The following is a 16,411-nucleotide window of genomic DNA, read 5'->3' on the forward strand; positions in this document are numbered from 1 at the left end:
GTGACCAGAAGACCACGTCGCCCTTGCGGGCCTCGCGTTCTGGCCGCGCCAGCGGCCTGCGAGGGTCGGAAGGGTCCCCGCGGGAGCGACGGTCTGGACCACGGCGGACCGGGGCAATGAAGAAGTTGATCTTTGGGGTGGATCTTCCGGAAAGGGGAACGGGCAGACGCGGCCGGACCTGTCGGCGGCGTCTGCCCGTTCGGCCGGGGATTACTGGGCGCCGCTGGCCTGCCAGTTGAGGCGGATCAGGAGGGTTTTGGCTTCGTCGGCGACGTCGGCGTCGGCGAGGACGGCGTACTGGGCGGCCTGCAGGGAGCTGCGGGAGGTGAAGTCCCGGCGGCCGCCGGTGGCAGCGTGGGCGATGGCGCCGAAGACGGCACCCCAGACCGCGCCGATCAGGACCGTGGTGAGGATGACGGCGAACCAGTTGGAGTCGCTGAACAGGCCGAACAGGACGCCGATGAACAGGCCGAACCAGGCGCCGCTGGCGGCGCCGGCGCCGGCCGCGCGGCCGACGGTGAGGCGGCCGAGGACGTTCTCGACCAGGCGGAGGTCGGTGCCGATGATCGAGGTGCGTTCGACCGGGAACTTGTTGTCGGAGAGGTAGTCGACGGCCTGCTGGGCCAGCGCGTACTCCGGGTAGGAGCCGACGACGACCGTGGGGCCGGTGGCCCGGGCGCCGGCGCCGAGAGTCTGCGCCGGGAGCTGGGGGACGCCGGCCGGGCCGGGCGGGACGGAACCGCCGGCCGAGGGCGCGGCGGCGGCCGGGTCGTCGAGCGGCGGGGTGACGGCCGGGGTGACCGGCGCGGTCGCCGGCGCCGGGGTGAGGTCGGAGTTGTCGGGGGTGGTCATGTGGTCTTGCCTCCCTGTTCGGGCAACGGGTCACCGGTGGTGAGCCGCACCCAGAAATAGAACGTTCCGGCCGTGGCGGCCATGATCGCCGCCACACCGGTCAGGAACGCGAAACGGCCGGAAACCAGATCCGGCATCACACGCTCGGACATGGCGACCGAGGCGAGGCCGAACAGGCAAGCCGCGGTGCAGATGATGCCAACCAGGGCGAGCGGGAGCGTGGCCACCCGGGCCGGGGTCTTCGAGGCGCGTTCGCCGCCGGCGCGGCGCAGCCGGATCACCCACATGATCAGGGAACCGCAGGCCAGGACGATGAGCAGCGCCGCGATGGTGTCGCTCGGGCGGTGCCATTCGGCCCAGACGGTGGCGACCGCGACGACCGCGACGTAGGCGGCGCCGAGCAGGCCCATCGCGCCCCGCAGGGCCCGCGGGAACGCCATGACCAGGACGAACGCGACCGAGGCGGCGGCCGCCGTGTGCCCGCTGGGGAACGAGTTGGGCATACCCGCGCCGTCCAGGTCGGGGCGGTCCAGATGGGCCTTGAGCTGCTGCACGGCCAGGTTGGCGGAGACCACGAGCAGGACGACACCGATCGAGAGATCGAGGCGTTTGCGCAGTATGCCGACGATGACGGCGATCAGGCAGACGATGCCGAGGACGACGAACTGGGTGGCGTTGAGGGTGCGGCTCAGCACCTCGCTGACCTGAGGGTGGCGTATATCACCACCGTTCAGCGCGGCGCTATCTACCGTCTGGCCGAGCCCCGTACGAATGAAGACGCGATAGACCAGGAACGATCCACCGATCGCCAGAAGTGCGATGACCAGCGGGGATATCGCGTGCCATCCTCCGGTCGCCGATGAGTCCCGGACCCGTGTCCGACGTGTCGCGACCGCCGTCATCGCCTCTCCCTGATCTTGAGCGTTTCACCGAGTGTGGACACGCCCTTTCCCCGTCCCGCGATTTTCCAAGCGCGTCGGTCATCACAACCGCGCCGCAACCGCTTGTGCCCCGGATGCGCAACGGTCGGACCGCACCTTCGTACGGACGCCGACCGGAACGAAGGGGACGTTTACATGAGGCACAGCTCCCGACGACTGCTCACCGGCACCTTGCTGGTGCTTGCCGCCGGGGCCGGGCTGGGCGCTGCCCCGTCGGCCGCCCAGGCGGCCGGCGTGACCGCCGTCGTCGACGTGAACAGCCAGCTCAAGGTCCGGGCCAGGCCGTCGCTGGCGTCCGAGATCAAGGGGACTCTGCTCGACGGGCAGAAGATCGCCGTGGCTTGCTCGGTGACCGGCCAGAACGTGCGCGGCAAGCTGCGCACGACCGCGACCTGGGACCGGCTGACCAACGGCTACTACGTGTCCGACTCGTACATCACGAGCGCGACCCGGATCCCGTCCTGCGGGTCGGCCCCGGTGGCCGAGAAGGTCAAGGCCAAACCGGCGACCTCGGCGTACGTGGCCGGCAAGGTGCGGACCGCGGACGGGCCGGTGAACGTGCGGACCACGCCGTCCGCGGCCGGGGTGCCGGTGCGCAAGGTCGTCAACGGGGGAGCGGTGCAGCTGGCCTGCTCCGTGCCCGGGTCGAACGTCAAGGGTACGGTCCGGACCACCAACCTGTGGGACCAGTTGAGCGACGGGCGGTACATCTCGCACGCGTACGTCGTCTCGGCCGCGCTCCCGCCGTGCGCGCCCTCGTCGACCACCGCGCCGGCCACCCCGAGCCCGACCCAGGCCCAGTTCATCGCCGCCGCGGTGGCCGGCGCGCAGCTCGGCTGGCGCCAGTACGGCGTCCCGCCGTCAGTGACGATCGCCCAGGCCATCCTCGAGTCGGGGTGGGGGAGGAGCGGGCTGGCGGCGGCCGACCGGAACTACTTCGGGATCAAGTGCCAGAACGGCGCGTACGGGACCCTGGCCAACGGCTGCCACGTGTACGCCACGACCGAGTGCGACAAGGCCGGGAACTGCTTCCCGATGTCGGACGCGTTCCGGACGTACGCCACGATGGCCCACTCGTTCCGCGACCACGGCAACTTCCTGAAGGTCAACAAGCGGTACACGCCGGCGTTCGCGTACACGAAGGACGCGAACAACTTCATCTGGCAGGTGTGGAAGGCCGGGTACGCGACCGACCCGAACTACTACACCAAGGTCACCGGGATCATGACCGCTTACAACCTGTACCGGTACGACACCTGGAAGTGAGCACCCGGGTCCGTTTCGCGGCTTACGCTGCTTATGGTGAAGAGGTGGGACGCCCGATACACCGGCCCGGTCCTGGCGGCCGCGGTCGTGCTCTGCGGCGTGCTCGCCACCGTGCTGACCGTGGTCGGCCTCCGCGCCGGCCAGGGTGACAGCGCCCGCCGGGTGATGGACCAGCGCGCCGACATGGCGCTGGCCGCGGTCCGCTCCGAGACCGACCGCTACCGGACCCTGCTCGAGACGGTCGCGGCCGGTCTGGCCACCGACGAGCAGATCACCTGGGCCGATTTCGATCAGGCGACGTCCCCGCTGGAGACGGCCGGGCTGCTCGGCGCGGTCGCGGTCGCCTACGTCGTCCCGGTCACCACCGCGGACGTGCCCGCCGCCCAGCAGCGGTGGCGGGCGGCCGGCTCGAACGGGCTGACCCTGTCGCCCGGGCCCGGCCCGGACGAGCATTACTTCCCGGTCTTCGCCCGATCGCTGGACGACCGGGACAACCCGGGCGGCGCCGACCTGGCCACGGTGGCGCAGCCGGCCGCGGCGCTGAAGACCGCGCGGCAGACCTCGGGCGTGACCGTCTCCGACACGTACGTGCTGCTGCGCGACCGGAACCGGCCGGCCGGCGAGCGCCAGCAGTCGTTCGTCTTCGCCGCCCCGGTCCTGACCCGGGCCAACGATCCGGTGTTCCGCGGCTGGGTCGTGCTCGGACTGCGCGGCGGCGACTTCCTCTCCGGGGTGCTGGCGACGTTCAGCCAGGGCCAGCTCGACGGCAGCCTGGTCGCGGTCAACAGCGACGGCAGCCGGGCCGAGGTCGCCCAGCTGCACGTGCCCGGCGAGCCGGACCTGACCCGGCCGATGACCATCCGGGTCGCCGACCACGTGTGGGAGCTGGGTCTGCGGGCCGACTCGGACCGGCTCCCGGGCGCCGGCGGGCACCTGTGGGTGATCGTGCTGGCCGGCGGCCTGATCCTCACCGGACTGCTCGCCTGGCTGGTGTTCGTGCTGGCCACCGGCCGGACCCGGGCCCGCGACCGGGTGCTGGAGGCCACCGCCGAGCTGCGCGACGCCGAGGCCGAGAGTCGCCGGCAGGCCGGGCTGCTCGGCGCGATCATGGCCACGATCGGGGACGGGGTCAGCGTCGTCGACGCCGACGGCCGGGTGCTGATGGAGAACCCGGCCGCGAAACGGCTGATGGGCGTGGCCGAGGCCAGCCACGACCCGCAGGACTGGCAGCGGCACTACGGCGCGTTCCGGCCCGACGGGGTCACCCCGATGCCGCTGGAGGAGATGCCACTGATCCGGGCCATGCGTGGCGAGTGCGCCACCGGCGAGATGCTGCTCCGCAACGCCGGGCGTCCGGACGGGGTGCTGCTCGGCGTCGACGCGCGACCGCTGGACCCGAGCGGTGGGCTGCGCGGCGCCGTCGCGGTCACCCGGGACGTCACCGACCTGCGGCAGTACGAGAAGGACCTGGCCATCTTCGCCGGGGTGGTCGCCCACGACCTGAAGTCCCCGCTGGCCATCGCGCGCGGGCACTGCGAGCTGGCCATCGACGACCCCGGCGACGAGATCGCGGTTCAGCTCGCCCTGGACCGGATCATGCGCGCGGTGGACCGGATGGACGCGCTCATCGAGACGCTGCTGGCCTACAGCACCGCCCGGGACGCCCCGCTGAGCATCGTCGACCTGCCGCTGGAACCGCTGGTCCGGGAGGTGCTGCAGGAACGGGCGGCCGGGCTGCGGGGCACCGGCGGCCCGGCCCCGCAGTGGTCGGTCGGCCCGCTGCCCACGGTCCGGGCCGACCCGGCGATGCTGCGGCACGTGCTGGACAACCTGATCGGCAACGCCTTCAAGTACGTGCGCCCGGGCACCGTGCCGCGCGCCGACGTCACCGCCACCGAGGCCGGGCCGGGCTGTACGCGGATCCGGGTGGCCGACGCCGGCATCGGCATCCCGGAGCCGGACAAGGCCCGGGTCTTCGACTCGTTCCATCGTGCGCCGGGCTCGGCCGGATACGCCGGCACCGGTCTGGGCCTGGCCATCTGCCGTCGCGTCGTGGAGCGGCACGGCGGCGAGATCGGCGTCGAGGACAACCCGGGCGGGGGCACCCGCTTCCACTTCACCCTGCCGGCCGCCATCAACCAGGAGGAACCCGAGATGAGGCACATCCCGACCGAGCCCGCCGAGGAGGAGGACGCCCGCGTGCGCGCCGCCCTGGACCGGGCGCTGGCCGAACGGGCCGCGATGCTGGACAGCCGGCTGCCCGGGCTGACGGCGCTGCCGGCCGCCGAGCCGTCTGCCCACGACCCGGCGGCGGCGCGCCTGCGTGCCCCGGTGCCGGATCACCAGCACCAGGACTGAGTCCTACTTCTTGACGCCGTCGGCGGCGCTGTCCTGCGGCAGCAGCGCCGCCACCAGGTCGAGCAGCTGGGCCGGCACGAACGGCTTGAGCAGCGTCGCCGACGCGCCGGCGTCGCTGGCCTGCCGGTCCCCGGGCATCAGCGAGCCGCTGGCCACCACGATCGGGATGTGCCGGAGGTCGTCGTCGGCGCGGATCGCCCGGCACAGGTCGAGGCCGGTCATCTGCGGCATGTCGACGTCCGTGACCACCAGGTCCGGCCGATGCTCCCGGATCGCGGCGAGGGCGCTCGCCCCGTCGGCGGCCACCACCACCCGGTGCCCGGCGCGTTCCAGGGAACGCTTCAGCACGTACCGGATGTCGTCGTGGTCCTCTGCGACAACGATCACCCTCGACCTCGATTCGGTTATTCGTATCCCGTCATCCGGGATATCGATTCAGCCGTCGTGAGGACACGGGGTCGTGACCGTCCATCCCGCCCGCTCGGTTTGATCCGTTCGGATGATCTGTCCATCTTGACCGTTCGGCACAGTGAGCCTGGTGGATGACGAACATCAGGATCCCGCCGGGACCGAGCCTCGTGGGTGGTTCAAACGGCGGAGCGGCTGGCAGAAAGCCCTGATCATGCTCGGGGTGCTGGTGCTGATCCTGGCGTCCGGTGTGGCCGGTGGCGGCTACTACCTGGTGAGCCGCTACGAGAACAAGGTCGACCGGGCCACGCTGCTGCCCTCGGCCGCGCCCGAGGAAGCCGCGCAGAGCAAGGAGAACTGGGCTTCCGGGCCGCTGAACCTGCTGCTGCTCGGCTCCGACTCGCGGGCGCCCGAGGCGGGCGGGAAGAGTCCGATCGGCGAGCGCTCGGACACCATCATGCTGGTGCACATCGCGCGCGGCCGGGACAAGGCGACGATCATCTCGATCCCGCGCGACAGCTACGTCGAGGTGCCCGCCGGCGGACCCTGGAAGGGCGGAAAGAACAAGATCAACGCCGCTTTCGCGTACGGCGGAGCAGCGCTCACCGCCACGACGGTGAAGAAGCTGACCGGTGTCCCGCTCGACGGCGCCATGATCGCCAACTTCGCCAGCATCCGGGATCTGGTCGACGCCGTGGACGGGGTGAACGTCTGCGTGCCCTACGACGTCCGGTCCACCTTCTCCGACCGGGTGTGGAAGCAGGGCTGCCACGACATGAACGGCGACATCGCCGAGGAGTTCATGCGGCAGCGCTACGACGTGCCCGGCGGCGACTTCGGCCGGATCAAGAACCAGCAGCTCGTGGTCCAGTCCGTGATCAGGAAGGTGGCCGAGAAGAACCTGCTCTACAAGCCGCTCGAACTGGACACGCTGCTCGGCATCGCGGCCGACTCGCTGACCGTCGACCAGAACCTCGACCTGCGGGACCTGGTGCTGGCCGTGCGCGACATCCGGCCGGGCGACATCGGGTACGCGACCGTGCCGTACACGTCGGCCGACCTGAAGACCCCGGCCGGCGCGGCCGTGCAGCTGGACACCGCGGCCGCGGCCCAGATGTTCGCCGCGGTGAAGAGCGACACCATCGACCAGTGGCTGGCCGCCCACCCGCAGCACCAGCCGGGCGGCTGAGCGGCGTTAATCACCAGGCGATTCCGGCCGGATCCGCCTATCCTTGTCGGCGCCATGTCGACATCGCCTTCATCAGAGCTCCGCAGCCGGATCTCCCAGCTCCTGCCCCGTGACGAACACCGGCTCGGCCGCCGGCTCGAAGGCACCAGACGGATCCGCGACGACGACGCCAAGAGCGCCGCCCTCGCCGAGATCACCTCCGAGGTGGAGGCCGCCGAGCTGCGCCGCGAGAGCCGGGCCGCCGCCGTGCCTCCGATCACCTACCCCCAGGCCCTGCCGGTCAGCGCCCGCAAGGACGACATCGCCGCCGCGATCCGCGACCATCAGGTCGTGGTCGTGGCCGGCGAGACCGGTTCCGGCAAGACCACCCAGATCCCGAAGATCTGCCTCGAACTGGGCCGCGGCGTGCGCGGCCAGATCGGGCACACCCAGCCGCGCCGGATCGCCGCCCGCACGGTCGCCGAACGCATCGCCGAGGAGCTGGACCGGCCGCTCGGCTCCACGGTCGGCTACAAGGTGCGGTTCACCGACCAGGTCGGCGACGACACGCTGGTCAAGGTGATGACCGACGGCATCCTGCTGGCCGAGATCCAGACCGACCGGATGCTGCGGCGCTACGACACGCTGATCATCGACGAGGCCCACGAGCGCAGCCTCAACATCGATTTCATCCTGGGGTACCTGCGGGACCTGCTGCCCAAGCGGCCCGACCTCAAGCTGATCATCACGTCGGCGACGATCGAGACGCAGCGGTTCGCCGAGCACTTCGCCGACGCCCAGGGCAAGCCGGCCCCGGTGATCGAGGTCTCCGGCCGGACGTATCCGGTCGAGGTCCGCTACCGCCCGCTGGTCACCACCAGCGTGATCGACGACGACGAGATCCGCGAGGAGCCGATCGACCAGACCGAGGGCATCTCGGCCGCGGTCGACGAGCTGCCCCGCGACGGCGACATCCTGGTCTTCCTCTCCGGCGAGCGCGACATCCGCGACACCGCGGACGCGCTGGAGAAGAAGAACCTGCGCAACACCGAGATCGTCCCGCTCTACGGCCGGCTGAGCGCGGCCGAGCAGCACAAGGTCTTCGAACGGCACACCGGCCGGCGCATCGTGCTGGCCACCAACGTCGCCGAGACCTCGCTGACCGTGCCCGGCATCCGGTACGTGATCGACCCCGGCACCGCCCGCATCAGCCGGTACTCGCACCGGCTCAAGGTGCAGCGCCTGCCGATCGAGGCGGTCTCGCAGGCCAGCGCCAACCAGCGCAAGGGCCGCTGCGGGCGCACGTCCGACGGCATCTGCATCCGGCTCTACTCGGAGGAGGACTTCGAGGGCCGCCCCGAGTTCACCGAGCCGGAGATCCTGCGCACCAACCTGGCCTCGGTCATCCTGCAGATGACCAACCTGGGCCTGGGCGACCTGGCCAAGTTCCCGTTCATCGACCCGCCAGACAAGCGCAACATCACCGACGGCGTCAAGCTCCTGGAGGAGCTCGGCGCGCTCGCCGACCGCAAACTCACCCCGATGGGCCGCCAGCTGGCCCAGCTCCCGGTCGACCCGCGCCTGGCCCGCATGGTCATCGAGGCCGACAAGCAGGACTGTGTCGCCGAGGTCATGGTGATCACGGCCGCGCTGTCGATCCAGGACCCGCGCGAGCGCCCGTCCGAGAAACAGCAGCAGGCCGACGAGAAGCACGCCCGGTTCGTCGACAAGGAATCGGACTTCTTCACGTACCTGAATCTGTGGCGCTATCTGCGGGAGAAACAGAAGGAGCTGTCCGGGAACCAGTTCCGCCGGCTGTGCCGGTCCGAATTCCTGAACTACCTGCGGGTGCGGGAATGGCAGGACATCTACACGCAGTTGCGGTCGGTCGTCCGTACGCTCAATTTGTCCTTGAAAGAGGACTGGGAAGCCGGAGTCGCGCCGCAACCGGTGCACACCGCCCTGCTCGCGGGTCTTCTCAGCCACATCGGTTTCAAGGATCCGGAGAAGCGGGAGTATCTGGGTGCCCGCGGCGCCAAGTTCGCCGTCTTCCCCGGGTCGGTGCTGTTCAAGCGCCAGCCGAAATGGATGATGTCGGCCGAACTGGTCGAGACCAGCCGGCTCTGGGCCCGGGTGAATGCGCGGATCGAGCCCGAATGGGCCGAGAAACTCGCCCCGCACCTGGTCAAGAGCTCGTACAGCGAGCCCCACTGGGATCGCAAGATGGGCGCCGTGATGGCGTTCGAGAAGGTCATGCTGTACGGCCTGCCGATCGTCCCGCGGCGGCGCGTGCAGTACGGCCGGATCGACCCGGTGGTCGCGCGGGAACTGTTCATCCGGCACGCGCTGGTCGAGGGCGACTGGGAGACCCACCACAAGTTCTTCGACGCCAATCGGCGGTTGCTGCGGCAGATCACCGAGATCGAGAACCGGGCCCGGCGGCGCGACATCGCCGTCGACGACGAGACGGTGTACGCGCTCTACGACGCGCGAATACCGGCCGACGTCGTCTCCTCCCGCCATTTCGACGGGTGGTGGAAGAAAGCCGGCCGGGAGAATCCGGAACTGCTGCACTTCACCCGTGAGGACCTCGTCAACGCGGGCCGGGACACGATCGACCCGAACAATTTCCCGGACGCGTGGCTCTCCGGCGGGGTCAAACTCCCGCTGCTCTACGAGTTCGAGCCGACCTCGCACGCCGACGGCGTGACCGTCCGCGTCCCGCTCGACCTGATCAACAAGGTCGACGCCGACGACTTCGGCTGGTCCGTCCCCGGTTTCCGCAAGGACGTGGTGATCGCGCTGATCCGGGCGCTGCCCAAGGCGCTGCGCACCAGCTTCGTCCCGGTCCCGGACTGGGCCGAGGCGGTGCTGGCCCGGGTGCCGGCCCGGCGCGGCGCGCTGCCCGACGCCATCGGCGACGAACTGCGCCGGCTCACCGGCACGATCGTGCCGCGCGACACCTGGCGGCCCGATCAGGTCCCCGAGCACCTGCGGATGAACTTCCGGATCGTCAACGAGGCCGGCGAGGTGGTCGGCGAGGGCCGCGACCTGGAGGTGCTGCGCCGCCAGCTCGCCCCCAAGGTGCAGGCCACCATCTCGCGGGCGGCCGGCTCCCTGGAACGCACCGGCATCACCACCAACGACTTCGGGGCGATCCCGCACCGGGTCGTGCAGAACCGCGGCGGCTACGAGGTCAACGTCTGGCCCGCCCTGGTCGACGAAGGCACCAGCGTCGGCGTCAAGGTGTTCGAGACCGAGATCGAGCAGCGGATCGCCATGCGCGCCGGCACCCGCCGGCTCCTGCTGCTCACCCTGCCGCCGGCCGCCCGGTTCCTGCAGGGGCGCCTGGACAACCGGGCCAAGCTGGAACTGTCCCGGGCCAACCCGTACCGGTCGATCGCCGACCTGCTCGACGACTGCGCCGGCGCCGCCGTGGACAAACTGGTCGCGGACGCCGGCGGGCCGGTCTGGTCGTCGGTCGAGTTCGCCTCGCTGCGCGACACCGTCCGGGAGGACCTGGTCGACGCCGTGGCCAACGTCGTCACCCAGGTGCAGGCGGTGCTGGCCACCACGTACGACGTGGACCAGCGCCTACGGGCGTACAAGGACCCGATGCTGCTGGCCTCCCTGTCCGACATCCGCGTGCAACTCAAGGGTCTGGTCTACCCGGGGTTCGTGACCGAGACCGGGTTCAAGCAGCTGCACCACCTGCCGCGCTACCTGCGCGGCATCGCCTACCGGCTGGACCGGCTGGGCGGCGGCCTGGGCCGCGACCGGCAGCTGACCACCCAGATCCACGAGATCGAGACCGAGTACAAGGAACTGAAGGCCGAGGCGCCCGCGGGCGGTCCGGCCGCCGAGGGGCTGCGGGAGATCCGCTGGATGATCGAGGAACTGCGGGTCAACTTCTTCGCGCAGACCCTCGGCACCGCCTATCCGGTTTCCGACAAGCGCATCTTCAAGGCCATGGACGCGCTCCCGCTCTAGCAAAGTTGCAGGTCGGTGTGCCTGCGGTGCCGTTGGGTCACACCTCTGTCGTGGCCCGGCGGCGCCGTTTAGGTTTCTCCGCATGACGAACGAGAGCACCGCCTTCGCCACCGTTTCCGCCGACCTGTTCCTCGACGAGATCATGGCCAGTGTGGGTGTGGACGGCCTGACGGCCGCGTTCGCCGCCCCGGGGCTGCTGGCCCTGGTCGACCAGCACGCCGCCGCGGTCCGGGAGGCGCTGCTCGGCGCCGGGCGCCGGATCGACGTGGAGGGGCTGGCCGCGTACGCCCGCAGCATCGCGGCCGGGTCGGTCCGGATGGGCCGCCCGCTCCCGTCGCCCGGCTCGGCGCCGACCACCGTGGCCGGTTGGGCCGGGGCCGGGTGGACGCTGCTGCGACTGGTCGCGGTGTGCCTGATCGCCGAATCGGCGGGACTTCTCTGACCCGTACGATCTACTTGTCCGGGTTTAATACCCCCCAAACTGTTATTTTCAGGCATCTTCTATGACATGAGGATGTTCAAAGTCTCTGTTCTGGCTCTCCTGACGGTTCCGGTGATGGCCGCCCCCGCGGCCGCCGCACCCGCGTCACCGGGAGAGGCCCCGCCGCCGGCACTGGTGGCGCGCTACAACTTCGACGGCGGCGCGACCGCCGGAAAGATCTCCGACCTGTCCGGCAAGGGCTCCAGCCTGACCGTCCGCGGCGCCGACAACGGCACCGTCGCGATCACCACCGAGGGCGCCGGCCGCTACGCCGCGTTCCCGGTCGCGTGCGCCGCGCCGACCCCCTGCGCCCGGGCGATCCTCGAAGCGCCCAACTCGCCCGACCTCAACCCGGGCGTCCGCAACTTCCGCTGGGCGGCCACCGTGCGTGTCACCGCCGCCCAGATGAAGGGCAAGGCCAACATCATGCAGAAAGGCCTGGCCGGCACCGAAAGCGCCTGGAAGCTGCAGCTCACCGGCAAGACCGGCCGCGCCCAGTGCGCGATGACCGGCAAGGGCACGACCGAGACGTACACGGCGACGTCCAGCCGCCCGATCGCCGACGGCGCCTGGCACAAGATCGTCTGCGAGCGCTCGGCGACCAGCCTCGGCGTCTCGGTCGACGGCATCGCCGGCTCGAAGGCGACCCTGCCGGCGACCCTGTCCGTGGACAACACCATGCCGCTGCGCATCGGCGGGCCCAACTTCGGGGCGTCCAGCGACATGTACCACGGGCAGCTCGACGACGTTTACATTCAGGTGGGCTGAGGTCGCTTCGACGTTGCGGGTCGGCTTCCCTGCCGGCCCGCTTCGATTTATTTGGTACGGGGGTAGCCCGCGCTTCCCGTCCGCGCCCGGCTTCCCGCTCGCGCCCGCTTTACCTGCCTCCGCCCGCGCCTGCCTCTTCTTGCGCCGCTTTTGTCCGGCTGTGCCACCTTTTGGCCCGGCTGCTCACATCTCTGGGCCCGTCTGCCGCGCCTTCGACGCGGGTGCGGTTTATTCGGTGGCGCGGCTGTCGGCCCGGGCATAGGTTGGGTCCATGCTGTGATCCGCACCCGGGCAAACCCCGCGTCCGCCCGCCTGACATCGCTGTTTCCCCGCGATGCCCCGGGCTCCCGGCCGGTCTTCGTCGGCCTCTCGCAGGGTGTGCCTTTCCGCGCCGGTCTCCGGTCCGCCGACCGAGTCCCGCGCCGGGTGCCGACGCTTCTCCACGCGTCTCCTGGTCCGGTCCGACTCCTGTGGCGTGCCCGTTCGCCGGCTGTCCAGCCCGGTCCCCGAGCCGGGCGCCCGGAACCGAACTCACCGGAGGCACCATGCCTGCCCAGCCTTTCTCGATCCACCCGAACCTCGACGAACTGGCCCGCCAGTCCATCGCCGCGGCCCTGTCCCAGCCGGCCCGCACCGACGGCGACCCGGACCAGTCCGGTACCGCTGACACCACGCACCACGGCGCCCGCGACACCCGGCAGGCCGCCCGCCTCAACTCCGAGCGGGCCCGCTCGGGCAAGGCCGCCTCCAGTGCCGGCGGCCGCACCTACGCCTTCCGCCGCAGCTGACCCCCCACCGCGGCGCGCGGCGGTCCCACCCCGCCCGCGTCGCGCCCACCCCGCGCCCGCCCCGCCCACCCCGCGCCCGCCCCGCCCGCGTCGCGCCCACCCCGCCCGCGCCCGCCCCGCCCGCGCCCGCCCCGCCCACCCCGCGCCCACCCCGCCCGCGCCCGCCCCGCCCACCCCGCGCCCGCCCCGCCCGCGTCGCGCCCACCCCGCCCGCGCCCGCCCCGCTCGCGCCGCGCCCACCCCGCTCGCGCCCGCCCCGCTCGCGCCGCGCCCGCCGCCGGCGGCTCTCGGCTGGTGCTGAGGGCTGGTTTTTGGCTCGGGAGCAGCCGTGAGTGCCAGCTGGGGGCTGGGGCTGCTCGCCGGCCCGGGCTCGGTCTTCGGCTGGTGCTGAGGGCTGGTTTTTGGCTCGGGAACAGCCGTGAGTGCCAGCTGGGGCCGGGCTGCTTGGCGGGCCGGGGTCAGTGGGTGGTGGGGGGTGGGGGGACTGCCGGGGAGGTCAGGTCGGTGAGGGCTTCGTCGAGGGTGGTGGTGGCCTTGGGGAAGTCGATCAGTTGGTCGCGGATCAGGCGTAGGCCTGCCTTCAGGGCCGAGACCGGGACCGATCGGGACGTGAGGACGGACGCGGTCCAGGCGGTGAAGTCGCGGAAGACCTGCGGTTCGTCAATGTAGAGGGACGCGGCCAGGAAGTCGGCGATGTGGCCGAAGTCCTCCATCGTGGCTTCCCGTTGATGCTCGCTGTAGTGGTGGACGGCCGGGTAGGCCGCGGCCAGGCGCTGCATCGCGGTGTCGATCAGCTGGGGACGGGAGCGGACCAGGTGGGTGTACTCCTCGTCGCCCAGGAACTCGGTGGGGAACTCCGGGGCCGGGGGTGGGGGCCAGTCGGAGGCCAGCCGGGTGACCGCTTCCTCGGCGGTCGAGGCCCAGGCGTCGGCGCCGAGGCGTTCGGCGTAGCGGCTGCCGGGGCCGAAGCCGCGGCCGCCGGCGATGACCGGGATGCCGGCCGCGTGGCAGGCGGTGATCGCGGCGTGGGCGCGGGGGAGCCGGGTCGGGATCATGCAGCTCAGGGCGACCGCGTCCGGGCCGGTCTGGTGCAGGTGGGTGATCAGGTGCGGGCCGGGGACGCTGGCGCCGAGGAAGTCGACACGCCAGCCGTCCATGCGCAGGAGTTCGGCCAGGATGCGGGCGGGCAGTCCGTGCCATTCGCCGTCGACGCAGGCCAGGGTGATGCGGCCACGGGTCGGGCGGCTGCGGACGCGACCGGCGAGGGTGGCCAGGACCCGCTCGTTGACCGCGGTGGCGGCGTGCTCGCGGGCGATCGACCATTCGTTGGCGGCCCACAGCTCGCCGACCCGGCCTTGAGCGCCGCCGATCAGGTCCACCATGATCCGCTGGGCGGGGACCCCCTCGTCGAGCAGCGCCTCCGCGAAGTCGGTGGCGCCGTCCTCGTCACCGTCGCCGACCAGGAAAAGGTACTCCTCGATCAGGTCGGGATCGTGGAGTGAACGGTAGGCGGTCGACGAGCTCACAGGGCGGTGCACTCCTCGACCGGGTGGAGGTCGCGGAGGCGGCGGGAAGCGGTGGATGCGGTCATGCGCGCGGGCGGATCCTCCGGTCGCGACGGGCCGCCGTCAGGTACGGCGACTGGTTGGGTGCGCCGCCGCCGCGCAGGCTGAGCGGGGGCCGGGTGTGGGCGCGGATGGCCAGCATGGCGATGTCGTCGCCGGGGCCGCCGCGCACCCAGTCGGAGACGAGCTGGCGCAGGCGTTCCAGGGTGACCGCGCCGGGCAGCCCGGCGCACTCGCCGAGCGCGCGCCGCAGCCGGGCCTCGCCGAACTGCTCGGCGCCGGCCGGCCCGCCCCGGGCCTCGGTCAGCCCGTCGCTGTAGAGCAGGCACAACTCGCCGGGCGCGAGCTCGACGGTGGCCGGCCGCACGGACGTCCGGGCCATCACCCCGATCAGGGTCCCGCTGGCCGGCACCTCCTCGACCGTCCCGTCGGCCCGCAGCACCAGCGGCGGCGGGTGGCCGCCGCTGACCAGTTCGAGACGCAGACGCCCGTGGTCGGCCCGCATGATCGAGCCGATCACCAGGGTGACGAACCGCTGGCGCCGGCCGGCCTCGGTGAGCGCCTGGTTGAGCACCCGCAGCATCGTCTCCGGCCCGGCCTTGACCAGGCGCAACGCGCGCAGCGTCTGGCGCACCTTGCCGGTCATCACGGCCGCCTCGGGCCCGGTGCCGCACACGTCGCCGAGCGCGACCACCGTGTCCGCGCCGGCCTCGGACGGGCCGAACACCTCGTAGAAGTCGCCGCCGACGAGCATCGACTCGCGGGCCGCCTGATAGGACCCGGCCAGCTCGAAGCCGTCGGTCTCGGGCAGTTCGGGCGGCAGCAGGTCGGCCCGGAGCACGGCGGCGGTGTCGACCTGCTCCTGGTAGAGCATGGCGGCGGCCAGGGCGGCGCCGGCCCGGGTGGCGAAGACACGGGTGAGCGCCTCGTCCTCCGGGCTGAAGCCGGCCGTGCCGAAGGCCGAGGACGGGGTGCCGGGGCTGAAGGCGCCGGACGAGGCGTCGACGCGGGCCAGGATCAGGGCGCCGGCCGGCTCGGCGTTGCCGGGCAGCGGGGTGACCAGCAGCGCGCTGACCGGCCCGAGCGCGGCCGGGAAGAGCCAGCCGGGCACCTGGGACGCGTCCAGCCAGCGGCTCGGGATGGGCGGGAAACCGTCGATCACCTCGCGCAGGCCGGGCACCTCGGCCAGCTGGTGCTCGGCGAGCGTGCCCTCCTCGATCGCGTGGCCGGGCAGTGCGCGGGTGAAGGCGCTGTGCCGTTTCTCCGGCGGGAGGATCACCACGGCGGCGTCGGCCAGGTGCTCGGCGGCCAGCTGCACGGTGGTACGGCGTACCCGTCGCAGGTGCAACGACGCGGACAGCCGCCGACCGGCCTCGGCCAGGAACGCGGCCCGGGCCCGCTCGGCCTCCAGCGCGGTCGTCCGGTCCCGCTCGCCCGTGTCGTCGCGGACGAACCACGCGTAGTGGTCGTCGTCGAGGGGGCGGCGCAGACCGTACAGAAATCGGCCTTGATGGTGGGAGCGGAAGGAATCGCCGCCGGAAGCCGCGGCCGCCGCCAGCTCGGGAAGCGGCGCCGCGGTCAGCGGATCGCCCGGGCGCAGGCCCGGGACGAGCGCGCCGGCGGCCGGATTGGCCAGCAGAACGGTGTCGTCCGCGGTGGAGCAGAGCACCATGGCCTCACTCGCGGCCTCGAAGGCCGCGTGCATGAGCAGCGGCGAGGCCACCGGCACACGTGACACCATCGTTCCTCCCGTCCCCCCGCCGAGTCGTGCGAAACACGACCAGCCTACGGGGTCGATCGGCGGATCGGGTGGGGCGAGGGCCCGC

At 71.9% G+C, this 16,411-nt stretch carries 12 protein-coding genes; 7 read left to right on the forward strand and 5 right to left on the reverse strand.

Features of this window, described 5'->3' with window-relative positions:
* Nucleotides 1-210: 210 nt before the first annotated feature.
* Nucleotides 211-852: a general stress protein gene (locus ACSHV8_RS05445; RefSeq protein ID WP_436529994.1), complete on the reverse strand. Its 642-nt coding sequence runs from the start codon at nucleotides 850-852 to the stop codon at nucleotides 211-213.
* Nucleotides 849-1,754 carry a phosphatase PAP2 family protein gene (locus ACSHV8_RS05450; protein WP_436529996.1) on the reverse strand — a complete coding sequence of 302 codons (906 nt, stop codon included), beginning with the start codon at nucleotides 1,752-1,754 and terminating at the stop codon, nucleotides 849-851. The genes ACSHV8_RS05445 and ACSHV8_RS05450 overlap by 4 nt, the downstream gene beginning before the upstream one ends.
* Before the next feature lie 174 nt (nucleotides 1,755-1,928).
* On the opposite strand from ACSHV8_RS05450, the gene gsmA reads away from it, so the two are divergent.
* Together gsmA and ACSHV8_RS05460 are read left to right on the forward strand one after the other, a co-directional pair.
* Complete coding sequence (gene gsmA, locus ACSHV8_RS05455; RefSeq protein ID WP_436529998.1) at nucleotides 1,929-3,059, forward strand: sporangiospore maturation cell wall hydrolase GsmA; 1,131 nt, start codon at nucleotides 1,929-1,931, stop codon at nucleotides 3,057-3,059.
* Between the two features lie 36 nt (nucleotides 3,060-3,095).
* Nucleotides 3,096-5,417, forward strand: a complete 2,322-nt coding sequence (locus ACSHV8_RS05460; RefSeq protein ID WP_436530000.1) for an ATP-binding protein — start codon at nucleotides 3,096-3,098, stop codon at nucleotides 5,415-5,417.
* A gap of 3 nt (nucleotides 5,418-5,420) precedes the next feature.
* Here the strand turns inward: ACSHV8_RS05460 and ACSHV8_RS05465 are convergent, their stop codons facing one another.
* Nucleotides 5,421-5,804, reverse strand: coding sequence for a response regulator (locus tag ACSHV8_RS05465; RefSeq protein WP_436530002.1), 384 nt, complete (start codon nucleotides 5,802-5,804; stop codon nucleotides 5,421-5,423).
* A 151-nt stretch (nucleotides 5,805-5,955) separates the two neighbouring features.
* On the opposite strand from ACSHV8_RS05465, the gene ACSHV8_RS05470 reads away from it, so the two are divergent.
* The 5 genes from ACSHV8_RS05470 (at nucleotide 5,956) to ACSHV8_RS05490 (ending at nucleotide 13,020) form a co-directional block, all read left to right on the forward strand.
* The gene (locus tag ACSHV8_RS05470) at nucleotides 5,956-7,014 is read left to right on the forward strand and encodes an LCP family protein (protein ID WP_436530004.1); all 1,059 of its coding nucleotides are present in this window, start codon (nucleotides 5,956-5,958) and stop codon (nucleotides 7,012-7,014) included.
* A 54-nt stretch (nucleotides 7,015-7,068) separates the two neighbouring features.
* Nucleotides 7,069-10,983, forward strand: coding sequence for an ATP-dependent RNA helicase HrpA (hrpA, locus tag ACSHV8_RS05475; RefSeq protein WP_436530005.1), 3,915 nt, complete (start codon nucleotides 7,069-7,071; stop codon nucleotides 10,981-10,983).
* 82 nt (nucleotides 10,984-11,065) lie between these two features.
* Nucleotides 11,066-11,425 (forward strand): DUF6401 family natural product biosynthesis protein, encoded by a 360-nt coding sequence (locus ACSHV8_RS05480; protein ID WP_436530007.1) that lies wholly within the window; start codon nucleotides 11,066-11,068, stop codon nucleotides 11,423-11,425.
* A gap of 66 nt (nucleotides 11,426-11,491) precedes the next feature.
* Nucleotides 11,492-12,232, forward strand: coding sequence for a LamG-like jellyroll fold domain-containing protein (locus tag ACSHV8_RS05485; protein WP_436530009.1), 741 nt, complete (start codon nucleotides 11,492-11,494; stop codon nucleotides 12,230-12,232).
* A 545-nt stretch (nucleotides 12,233-12,777) separates the two neighbouring features.
* Nucleotides 12,778-13,020 carry a hypothetical protein gene (locus tag ACSHV8_RS05490; RefSeq protein WP_436530011.1) on the forward strand — a complete coding sequence of 81 codons (243 nt, stop codon included), beginning with the start codon at nucleotides 12,778-12,780 and terminating at the stop codon, nucleotides 13,018-13,020.
* 458 nt (nucleotides 13,021-13,478) lie between these two features.
* On the opposite strand, the gene ACSHV8_RS05495 is transcribed toward ACSHV8_RS05490, so the two are convergent.
* Entirely contained in the window at nucleotides 13,479-14,546 is a 1,068-nt protein-coding gene (locus ACSHV8_RS05495) for a cobalamin B12-binding domain-containing protein (protein ID WP_436530013.1), read from the reverse strand.
* A gap of 61 nt (nucleotides 14,547-14,607) precedes the next feature.
* A complete protein-coding gene (locus tag ACSHV8_RS05500; protein WP_436530015.1) occupies nucleotides 14,608-16,326 on the reverse strand; it encodes a PP2C family protein-serine/threonine phosphatase in 1,719 nt (572 codons plus the stop codon).
* Nucleotides 16,327-16,411: the final 85 nt, after the last annotated feature.

It is taken from the genome of Actinoplanes sp. HUAS TT8 (assembly GCF_051380535.1).
Lineage (GTDB): Bacteria > Actinomycetota > Actinomycetes > Mycobacteriales > Micromonosporaceae > Actinoplanes.

What these genes read in the sequence shown, in the direction of transcription:
- ACSHV8_RS05445 (WP_436529994.1), bottom strand. Translation starts at nt 852, where the DNA reads ATGACCACCCCCGACAACTCCGACCTCACCCCGGCGCCGGCGACCGCG.
- ACSHV8_RS05480 (WP_436530007.1), top strand. Translation starts at nt 11,066, where the DNA reads ATGACGAACGAGAGCACCGCCTTCGCCACCGTTTCCGCCGACCTGTTC.
- gsmA (WP_436529998.1), top strand. Translation starts at nt 1,929, where the DNA reads ATGAGGCACAGCTCCCGACGACTGCTCACCGGCACCTTGCTGGTGCTT.
- ACSHV8_RS05450 (WP_436529996.1), bottom strand. Translation starts at nt 1,754, where the DNA reads ATGACGGCGGTCGCGACACGTCGGACACGGGTCCGGGACTCATCGGCG.
- ACSHV8_RS05500 (WP_436530015.1), bottom strand. Translation starts at nt 16,326, where the DNA reads ATGGTGTCACGTGTGCCGGTGGCCTCGCCGCTGCTCATGCACGCGGCC.
- hrpA (WP_436530005.1), top strand. Translation starts at nt 7,069, where the DNA reads ATGTCGACATCGCCTTCATCAGAGCTCCGCAGCCGGATCTCCCAGCTC.
- ACSHV8_RS05485 (WP_436530009.1), top strand. Translation starts at nt 11,492, where the DNA reads ATGAGGATGTTCAAAGTCTCTGTTCTGGCTCTCCTGACGGTTCCGGTG.
- ACSHV8_RS05490 (WP_436530011.1), top strand. Translation starts at nt 12,778, where the DNA reads ATGCCTGCCCAGCCTTTCTCGATCCACCCGAACCTCGACGAACTGGCC.